Annotated in this window: 4 protein-coding genes and 1 rRNA gene (2 of these 5 running past the window's edge); all 5 read left to right on the top strand. The window is 51.4% G+C overall.

The features are described from left to right. Nucleotides 1–2,575, top strand: a 23S ribosomal RNA gene (locus BA6348_RS02820); it begins 397 nt to the left of the window's first position. A 396-nt stretch (nt 2,576–2,971) separates the two neighbouring features. Continuing rightward, nucleotides 2,972–4,246 (top strand): MFS transporter, encoded by a 1,275-nt coding sequence (locus tag BA6348_RS02815; RefSeq protein WP_007786444.1) that lies wholly within the window; start codon nt 2,972–2,974, stop codon nt 4,244–4,246. A 570-nt stretch (nt 4,247–4,816) separates the two neighbouring features. Beyond that, nucleotides 4,817–6,001 carry an MFS transporter gene (locus BA6348_RS02805; RefSeq protein WP_122953467.1) on the top strand — a complete coding sequence of 395 codons (1,185 nt, stop codon included), beginning with the start codon at nt 4,817–4,819 and terminating at the stop codon, nt 5,999–6,001. Between the two features lie 229 nt (nt 6,002–6,230). Then, a complete protein-coding gene (gyrA, locus tag BA6348_RS02800) occupies nt 6,231–8,762 on the top strand; it encodes a DNA gyrase subunit A (RefSeq protein ID WP_005829517.1) in 2,532 nt (843 codons plus the stop codon). Nucleotides 8,763–8,895: 133 nt separating this feature from the next. Beyond that, nucleotides 8,896–10,000 carry the 5' portion of an HD-GYP domain-containing protein gene (locus BA6348_RS02795; protein WP_122953466.1) on the top strand. It continues 20 nt past the right edge of the window, so 1,105 of the gene's 1,125 nt are visible here — the first part of the coding sequence; it begins with the start codon at nt 8,896–8,898; the stop codon falls past the right edge of the window.

Below are 10,000 nucleotides of genomic sequence, written 5' to 3'. Positions count from 1 at the left end.
CCCTCCGAGACCAACCCCGAGTAGCACGGGACACGTGAAATCCCGTGTGAATCTGGCAGGACCATCTGCTAAGGCTAAATACTACCTAGCGACCGATAGTGAACCAGTACCGTGAGGGAAAGGTGAAAAGCACCCCGGGAGGGGAGTGAAACAGTACCTGAAACCGTGTGCTTACAAATAGTCGGAGCCCGTTAAAAGGGTGACGGCGTGCCTTTTGTAGAATGAACCGGCGAGTTACGGTAGCGTGCGAGGTTAAGTCGAAGAGACGGAGCCGCAGCGAAAGCGAGTCTGAATAGGGCGCAAGTACGTTGCCGTAGACCCGAAACCGTGTGATCTAGCCATGTCCAGGGTGAAGGTAGGGTAACACCTACTGGAGGCCCGAACCCACGCACGTTGAAAAGTGCGGGGATGAGGTGTGGCTAGCGGTGAAATTCCAATCGAACTCGGAGATAGCTGGTTCTCCCCGAAATAGCTTTAGGGCTAGCCTCGGAATTAGAGTCTTGGAGGTAGAGCACTGATTGGGCTAGGGGCCCTCATCGGGTTACCGAACTCAGTCAAACTCCGAATGCCAATGACTTATGTCCGGGAGTCAGACGGTGAGTGCTAAGATCCATCGTCAAAAGGGAAACAGCCCAGACCATCAGCTAAGGTCCCCAAGTATACGTTAAGTGGGAAACGATGTGGAGTTGCCCAGACAACCAGGATGTTGGCTTAGAAGCAGCCACCATTTAAAGAGTGCGTAATAGCTCACTGGTCGAGTGACTCTGCGCGGAAAATGTAACGGGGCTAAACGTATCACCGAAGCTATGGCAGTCCTTATGGACTGGGTAGGGGAGCGTTCCAAGCAGCGGTGAAGCCGTACTGGAAAGAGCGGTGGAGCGCTTGGAAGTGAGAATGCCGGTGTAAGTAGCGAAAAGACAAGTGAGAATCTTGTCCACCGAAAGCCTAAGGGTTCCTGGGGAAGGCTCGTCCTCCCAGGGTTAGTCGGGACCTAAGCTGAGGCCGAAAGGCGTAGGCGATGGACAACAGGTTGATATTCCTGTACCACCTCTGTTCCGCTTGAGTGAGTGGCGTGACGCAGGAGGATAGGGTGAGCGGCCTACTGGATGGCCGTCCAAGCAGTAAGCCTGGTGTGTAGGCAAATCCGCACACCGCTAAGGGCAAGCTGTGATGGCGAGGGAAATTTTAGTACCGAAGTCCCTGATTTCACACTGCCAAGAAAAGCGTCTAGCGAGGAACAAGGTGCCCGTACCGCAAACCGACACAGGTAGGCGAGGAGAGAATCCTAAGGTGCGCGGGATAACTCTTGCTAAGGAACTCGGCAAAATGGCCCCGTAACTTCGGGAGAAGGGGCGCCCCGGTAGGGTGAGGGTCCCCACCCAACGTGAGCGTAAGCTTGCGTTGGGTGGGCTGAGCCCGAGGGGGCCGCAGTGAAAAGGCCCAAGCGACTGTTTAGCAAAAACACAGGTCTCTGCGAAGCCGCAAGGCGAAGTATAGGGGCTGACGCCTGCCCGGTGCTGGAAGGTTAAGGGGATGAGTTAGCGCAAGCGAAGCTTTGAACCGAAGCCCCAGTAAACGGCGGCCGTAACTATAACGGTCCTAAGGTAGCGAAATTCCTTGTCGGGTAAGTTCCGACCCGCACGAAAGGCGTAACGACTTGGGCGCTGTCTCGGCAAGAGACCCGGTGAAATCATAATACCTGTGAAGATGCAGGTTACCCGCGACAAGACGGAAAGACCCCATGGAGCTTTACTGTAGCCTGGTATTGGAACTTTGTGCATCATGTACAGGATAGGTGGGAAGCTGAGAAGCAGGGGCGCCAGCCTCTGTGGAGCTGTCGGTGGGATACCACCCTTGATGTACGGAGTTTCTAACTCGTCGCCCTCATCGGGCGAGAGGACCATGCCAGGTGGGCAGTTTGACTGGGGCGGTCGCCTCCTAAAAGGTAACGGAGGCGCCCAAAGGTTCCCTCAGAATGGTCGGAAATCATTCGTAGAGTGTAAAGGCAGAAGGGAGCTTGACTGCGAGACCTACAAGTCGAGCAGGGACGAAAGTCGGGCTTAGTGATCCGGTGGTTCCGCATGGAAGGGCCATCGCTCAACGGATAAAAGCTACCCTGGGGATAACAGGCTTATCTCCCCCAAGAGTCCACATCGACGGGGAGGTTTGGCACCTCGATGTCGGCTCATCGCATCCTGGGGCTGAAGTAGGTCCCAAGGGTTGGGCTGTTCGCCCATTAAAGCGGTACGCGAGCTGGGTTCAGAACGTCGTGAGACAGTTCGGTCCCTATCTGTCGCGGGCGCAGGAAGTTTGAGGAGAGCTGTCCTTAGTACGAGAGGACCGGGATGGACGCACCTCTGGTGCACCAGTTGTCACGCCAGTGGCATAGCTGGGTAGCTATGTGCGGACGGGATAAGCGCTGAAAGCATCTAAGCGTGAAGCCCCCTCCAAGATGAGACTTCCCACAGCGTTAAGCTGGTAAGACCCCTCATAGACGATGAGGTTGATAGGTTCGGTGTGGAAGCGCGGCAACGCGTGGAGCTGACGAATACTAATCGGTCGAGGACTTATCCACACATTTCTTAGCAAACATGCGTATTCAGTTTTGAAGGAATAAGAAGAAAAGCTGTATTCCCGATTACTTTTGCGAGTAATGGAGAATGCAGCTTTTTTTGTGTACCCTGGAACACAGGGACGTACCCACAAGGAAAATCGAACACAGCTTAGCCGTCACAAAAAGGGATGGCCATGCGGGAGGAAGAGTTTTTGGCTAAATACGAGCAAGAATGTTTTGTTGCCAGCGCTTCGCTGCCCTGTTTTTTACCTGGTCTTCCCTATTCGATTCATTGAAATTATTGATGAGTGGGATGGAAAAGTTTATTTTTAAATTGCGGTCTGGCTCCACTATAGTAATGAGTAACAGAATTACATACTGAAATTTCTGATGTTTGTGGACAGGAAAGGAGTTTTCATGAAACAGGCTGCTTCTGTGCGTTTCCACTATGCCTGGGTGATTGCCGCAGTGACCTTTTTCATCCTCTTGATAGGGGCTGGGATTCGCTCCGCACCTGGTGTATTCATGGTGCCTGTGGAACAAGAATTTGGGTGGAGTCGTTCTTCAATCTCCTTTGCGCTGTCTATCAATTTGCTGTTATACGGATTGGTTGGGCCGTTTGCAGCAGCGGTCATGGATCGGTTCGGGATTAGGCGGATCACGATGATTGCTTTGCTGATGTTGGCCTTAGGGGCTGCACTGACAACATGGATGCAGGCATCATGGCAACTGACTGTGTTATGGGGAGTGGTTGTCGGCCTTGGATCAGGCTGTACAGCATCGGTATTAGGGGCGATGATCGCCAATCGGTGGTTTGTACAACAGCGAGGGCTGGTCATGGGAATTTTGACGGCGAGCGGTGCTACGGGACAGCTTGTGTTTCTGCCTCTTCTCGCCAGCCTGGCTGAAACGGAAGGCTGGCGTACAGCCTCCTGGGTGATAGCTTCCGTAGCGCTCGTGATGGTGCCGATCGTGGCAGCTTTGATGCGTGATCGCCCGAGCGATAAAGGGCTCTCAGCGTACGGAGCGACAGTCACAGACCAAGAACTTGCGGCTCCTGTACAAAATCCATTCCGTGCGGCAATGAATGGGTTGTTCACTGGCCTTCGATCCTTTGACTTTTGGTTGTTGGCCGGCAGCTTTTTTATTTGCGGTTTGTCTACAAACGGTTTGATCGGGACGCATTTTATTGCGGCGTGCATGGAGCACGGGATTCCAGCAGTAACTGCTGCCAGCCTGCTCGCCCTGATTGGTGTTTTTGACATTATTGGAACGACGCTTTCCGGATGGCTGTCTGATCGCTACAATAACCGCTGGCTGCTATTCTGGTACTACGGACTGCGCGGGCTCTCCTTGATGTTTCTGCCTACGGCTTTGTCCACCTCTACATTTAGCCTTGGGTTGTTCATCGTGTTCTACGGTTTGGATTGGGTCGCGACGGTTCCTCCTACATTGAGGCTGACGACAGACATTTTTGGCAAACAGCAGGCAGGAATTTTGTTTGGCTGGATATTAACAGCCCATCAATTGGGGGCTGCGGTAGCTGCCTACGGTGGTGGCGTGGTCTATACAATACTGAACAGCTACTTCTTCATGTTCATAGCTGCAGGAGCGTTTTGCCTGCTCGCTTCCTTCATGGTTATGCGAATTGGCAGGAACGCGCTCAGTGCAAATGTTTCCCGGAATGTATAGCGGAAAAAAGGAAAGCACCCAAGGCTCATATTGCCTTGGGTGTTAGCTTTGAGTGGAGTGGGATAGCGGCAAACTGATACGGAAAATAGCACTGCACAATGGACCGTTTTCAGCTTCGATCCTGTTCATGGGAAGCATTTTGCAAAAATTGACGCTGGATTTCATGAAAGCGGTCGAGCTCTTGTGCCATGCAGTACACACTTTTTGCGACTCTTACAGCTTTGTAAGAATCGTGCAAGGCAATTCGATAGGAGAACGACTGCGCCCCTTGTACAATCAAGGTAACAACACAAACGGAGGGGGATACGCCATGAGAAAATGGATGAAGATGACCGTGCTTTTTATCGGGCTGCTGATCGACACCAAAACAATGATTCGCACCTCCGATTTGGAAATGATCGTGAAGCTGTAGCAAGGCGCCGGCGCTGACCCGGCGTCTTTTTTTCTGGGAAAGGGGAGGCATTGCACCATAAAGTGCATAATGGATGGCTCGATGGGTTGACTTTTTATACTTTACATATATTATTGTATTGAAAAGATACGCGGGTTTGATAGGGGGAGTGAATATTGATGTCAGAAAAAACGGCGTTGTGGACGAAAGATTTTGTGATCCTGGCACTCTCCAACTTTATGCTGTTCGTTGCGTTCCAGATGTTGCTTCCGACGCTTCCGGTCTATGTGACAGACATGGGCGGAGATCAGTTGGCGGTGGGGCTGGTCATTAGCCTTTTCACTGTGTCAGCCCTGCTTGTGCGTCCTTTTACCGGGAAAGCGCTGGACACCATCGGGAGGAAGCCTGTTTTGCTGATTGGATTGGCCATCTTTTTGCTGGCCGTCGCCGGATATTACTGGATGGTCAGTGTGGCGCTGGTGTTGGCGATTCGCTTTTTGCACGGGATCGGCTGGGGAATTGTCACTACCACCTACGGAACGATCGTGTCCGATATCATTCCTCGGGAAAGAAGCGGGGAAGGAATGGGGTACTTCGGGATGTTCAGCAACTTGGCGATGGCTTTCGGGCCTCTATTGGGCTTGAGGGTATCGCAAAACTGGGGATACGGTTGGCTGTTTGCCATCTCCGCAGGCTTGACTGCTCTGGCGATGATCTTGTCCAGGCTGGTAAAAATCAAGCCAATCGTTGCTGGGCAAAAGCCGAATGGCAGCGTGTTGAGTGGGCTGATTGAAAAGGCAGCGCTGTTTCCCTCTCTGCTGAATTTGCTGATCGGGATTATTTACGGAGGGATATTCAGCTTTATTACTTTGTTTGGCCTTGAGGTTGGCATCGCGAATATTGGTCTGTTTTTCCTGTTCAATGCGATTGCGCTGATGGCTGTTCGGCCTCTGGCGGGAAGGCTGTTTGATCGCAGAGGACCTGCCTGGATTTTGCTGCCGGGTGGATTTTTCCTTGGCGGCGGACTGTTGCTGTTGTCGTACAGCACGAGCGAATGGCAACTGATCTTTGCTGCGATCTTGTTTGGCGTCGGTGTTGGCGGCGTGCAGCCTTCTTTGCAGGCGTGGACGATCAAGCGGGTAGACCCGTCGAGAAGAGGGGCAGCTACCGGGACATTTTTCTCTGCGTTCGACCTTGGGATCGGCGGAGGGGCAATGATTCTGGGGGCAGTCGCCAAAATGACCAGTTTTGCGGCGATGTATCGTTATTCGTTGGTTGCACTTGGGCTGTATTTGCTTGTCTACATCGTTTATTTGGCCCGGCAAGGCAAAAAGACATCTGTGCCCGAATCGATTTCCTCCTAAAATCGTTTCGGGTTTTTCCTTTTGTGAATAGGGAAGGCGAAAACGGCAAATCATAAGTGAATGCAAAACAGGACTGGAATAAATAGGGAACGTGCTTTTGGGAAAATTCGGGGCCAAAAGCGGAGCAAAACCAAGGGGAATCGATTGATTCGACTGGAATTTTTGGACGTGTCCTCTTTCTATATGGTATAATAACGTATTGTGATAACCAGTTGGAGGTTTACCGTTTATGGCAGAAGAAACTGCTCGGTTTCCCAAAGTCGATATTAGCCAGGAAATGAGAGAATCGTTCATCAGCTACGCGATGAGCGTTATCGTCAGTCGCGCATTGCCTGATGTTCGCGATGGGTTGAAGCCTGTTCACAGGCGTATTTTGTATGCCATGCACGACATGGGACTTACTCCTGACAAAGCGTTCCGTAAATCGGCAAACGTAGTCGGGGAAGTTATGGCGAACTACCATCCGCATGGGGACTCTTCCATCTATGAAGCGATGGTACGTATGGCACAAGATTTTAATATGCGTTATATGCTCGTGGAAGGGCAAGGAAACTTCGGTTCTGTAGACGGCGACCCGGCAGCGGCCATGCGTTATACAGAGTCGCGCTTTTCCAAGCTCGCGCTGGAGCTTCTGCGCGATATTGATAAAGAAACAGTTGATTTCACGCCCAACTACGACGGGCGCAAGGAAGAGCCGGTTGTCTTGCCTTCTCGCTTCCCGAACCTGCTTTTGAACGGAGCTTCGGGGATTGCCGTCGGGATGGCGACCAATATTCCTCCGCATAACTTGACGGAAGTCATTGATGGCGTCATTGCCATGATCGACAACCCGGATATTACGATTCAAGATCTGATGAAGATCATCAAAGGGCCGGATTTCCCTACAGCCGGAGAAATTCTCGGCTTTAGCGGGATTCGTCGTGCCTACGAAACGGGCCGCGGCTCTATTATTATGCGGGCGAAAACCCAAATCGAAGAGGATAAAGGAAAACCGCGCATCATTGTGACGGAAATTCCTTACCAGGTGAATAAGGCAAGACTCGTAGAAAAAATCGCAGAGCTTGTCCGCGAAAAGAAAATCGAGGGCATTACCGATCTGCGCGACGAGTCCGACCGTAAAGGGATGCGCATCGTGATGGAGCTCCGCCGCGACGTCATTCCAAAAGTCGTGTTGAACAATCTGTTCAAGCATACGCAAATGCAGACGACGTTTGGCGTCAACATGCTGGCCTTGGTTGACGGCCGTCCGCGCGTGCTCAATCTGCGCGATATGCTGTATTACTATTTGCAGCACCAGCGCGTCATTATCCGCAGAAGAACCGAATACGATCTGAAGCAGGCAGAAGCGCGCGCTCATATTTTGGAGGGCTTGCGGATTGCGCTCGATCATATTGATGAGATTATCAGCCTCATTCGCTCTTCGCAAACAACGGAAGAAGCGCGCGAAGGACTGATGACAAACTACTCCCTAAGCTACGAGCAGGCACAAGCGATTCTCGACATGCGCCTGCAACGCCTGACCGGCTTGGAGCGGGAGAAAATCGAGAATGAGTACCAGGAGCTGCTCGCGAAAATTGCCGAGCTGCGTGCAATTCTCGCTGACGAAGCCAAAATCTACGCGATCATTCGTGAAGAGCTGGGCGAAATCAAGGAGAAGTTTGGCGATGAGCGCCGCACAGCGATTACGTTTGACGAGGATCACATTGAAGATGCTGACTTGATTCCAGAAGAGGATGTCGTCATTACTTTGACCCACGACGGCTACATCAAGCGTCTGCCTGTATCCACCTACCGTTCGCAAAAACGTGGTGGCCGGGGAGTCCAAGGATTGGGAACCAAGGATGACGACTTCGTTGAGCATCTGTACATTACCAATTCGCATGATTACATCATGTTCTTCACGAGCAAGGGCAAGGTGTACCGCCTGAAAGGCTTTGAGATTCCTGATCTCAGCCGGACGGCAAAAGGCACGCCGATCATCAACCTGATTCAGATCGAAAAGGGCGAGCGGGTCAGTGCGGTAATCCCGGTCAAAGAGTTCGACCATGAGCGCTTCCTGTTCTTTGCGACCAAGAAAGGGATTATCAAGAAGACGACGCTCGAGTCCTATGAAAACATTCGCAAAGGCGGGCTGATTGCAGTCAATCTGCGCGAAGATGACGAGCTGATCGGGGTTCGTTTGACTGACGGCCAGCAAGAGATCATCATGGGTACGCAAAAAGGGATGTCCGTTCGCTTCAGCGAAAGCGATGTGCGGACGATGGGACGCAACGCAACCGGCGTAAAAGGGATTACCCTCGACGATGACGATAATGTCATTGATATGGACGTCATCAAGCCGAACGCGGAAGTTCTGATCGTAACTGCAAACGGCTACGGAAAACGCACTCCTGTTGACGAATACCGCATCCAGTCTCGCGGCGGTAAAGGGATCAAGACCCACAATGTCACGGAACGCAGTGGTCCTGTGGTCGGCTTGAAAGTGGTTGAGCCAGAGGAAGACCTGATGATTATCACGACTTCCGGCATCATCATTCGGACAGAAATGAAGGGTATTTCTGTCATGGGTCGCTATACGCAAGGTGTGAAGCTGATTCGCCTGTCGGAAAATGAGCAGGTAGGTTCAGTAGCGAAATGCCCGCCGAACGAAGAGGACGATGAGGCCGACTCTGAGGAGCAAGAGCATGGTGAGGCTGTCGACACTGTTGGTGATGGTGACGCTCCAACCAATGTTGAACCGGACGAGCCGACTGAGGAATAAAGCAAAATATCGAGAGAAGCGCCCCGAAAAATCAAGGGGCGTTTCTTTTTTTGAGCAGAAAGTTAGAGTGATTTGTTACTTTATTCCTGCAAATGGTTTGAAATTGGAGTAAAATTGGGAAAAGAAAACTATTATGATTAACAAGTTGGATCGGGTGGTGACCAAGTTGCCCATCGTGGATGTGAAGCAACTGAACAGTGGAGCGAGATTGGCAGAGGAAGTATATTCAGCATTAGGGGGAGTTTTGTTTTCAAAAGGAACCCTTTTGTCTGAGAAAGAAATCGAATTCCTCGAAGCTTTTATGGTTAAAAAGGTACATATTGAGGAAGCCAGCGCTGGCAATACCACGGAGCAAGCAGAAGCACCAGCGGACGAGCAGGCAAAAGCTTCGGACAAGCTGATCCCTGTCAAGCCAGCGATTCAGGAGACCTTTGAAAAGGCAGTATCAACGCTGAAAAATTTGATGGTTCGGGTACAGGGCGGAAATAACATCCCGGTGATGGAAGTGCGTGAGGTGGTTACTCCGATTATTACGGAGTTCCAGCAGCAGCCGCAAGTATTGCTGTCACTGCGCCGTTTTGCACGGATGGACAGCTATACGTACGAGCATGCGATTGCAGTTGGGATCATTTCTTATATGATTGCAAAGTGGATCAAGGTTCCGGAAAAGGAATGGATGCAGGTTGCATTGGCAGGCACCTTGCTCGATATAGGAAAAACCAAGATCGACCGCAGAATTTTGCAAAAACCCGGCAAGCTCACAGAAGAAGAATTCGAAGAGATGAAAAAGCACACCGTTTATGGATACCAAATCATCAAAGCTTCCCATGGTTTGAGCGAGGGAGTCGCGCTGGCCGCCCTGCAGCATCATGAGCGGGAGGATGGCTCGGGATATCCGTTAGGGCTGCCTGGCTCAAAATTGCACCTGTACAGCAAGATTGTTGCTGTAGCGGATGTGTATCATGCGATGTGCTCGGATCGGATTTATCAAAAGGCACTTTCCCCATACGTGGTGGTAGAGCAATTGGTTCGAGACAGCTTTGGCAAGCTTGACCCGACTATTGTACGCAAATTTGTGGATGGGATTACTCAATTTACGATCGGTACGATTGTCGAGCTGAGTGACGGGACGATAGGAAAGATTGTATTTACAGATCGGAACCATCCTACCCGGCCAATGGTGGAGACCGGGGGCAAGATTGTAAACCTGGTGGATGCCAGACATTTGTCGATTATTC

It is taken from the genome of Brevibacillus agri, from assembly GCF_004117055.1.
Taxonomy (GTDB): Bacteria; Bacillota; Bacilli; order Brevibacillales; family Brevibacillaceae; genus Brevibacillus; species Brevibacillus agri.
This window is presented reverse-complemented; position numbering and strand designations above follow the sequence as displayed.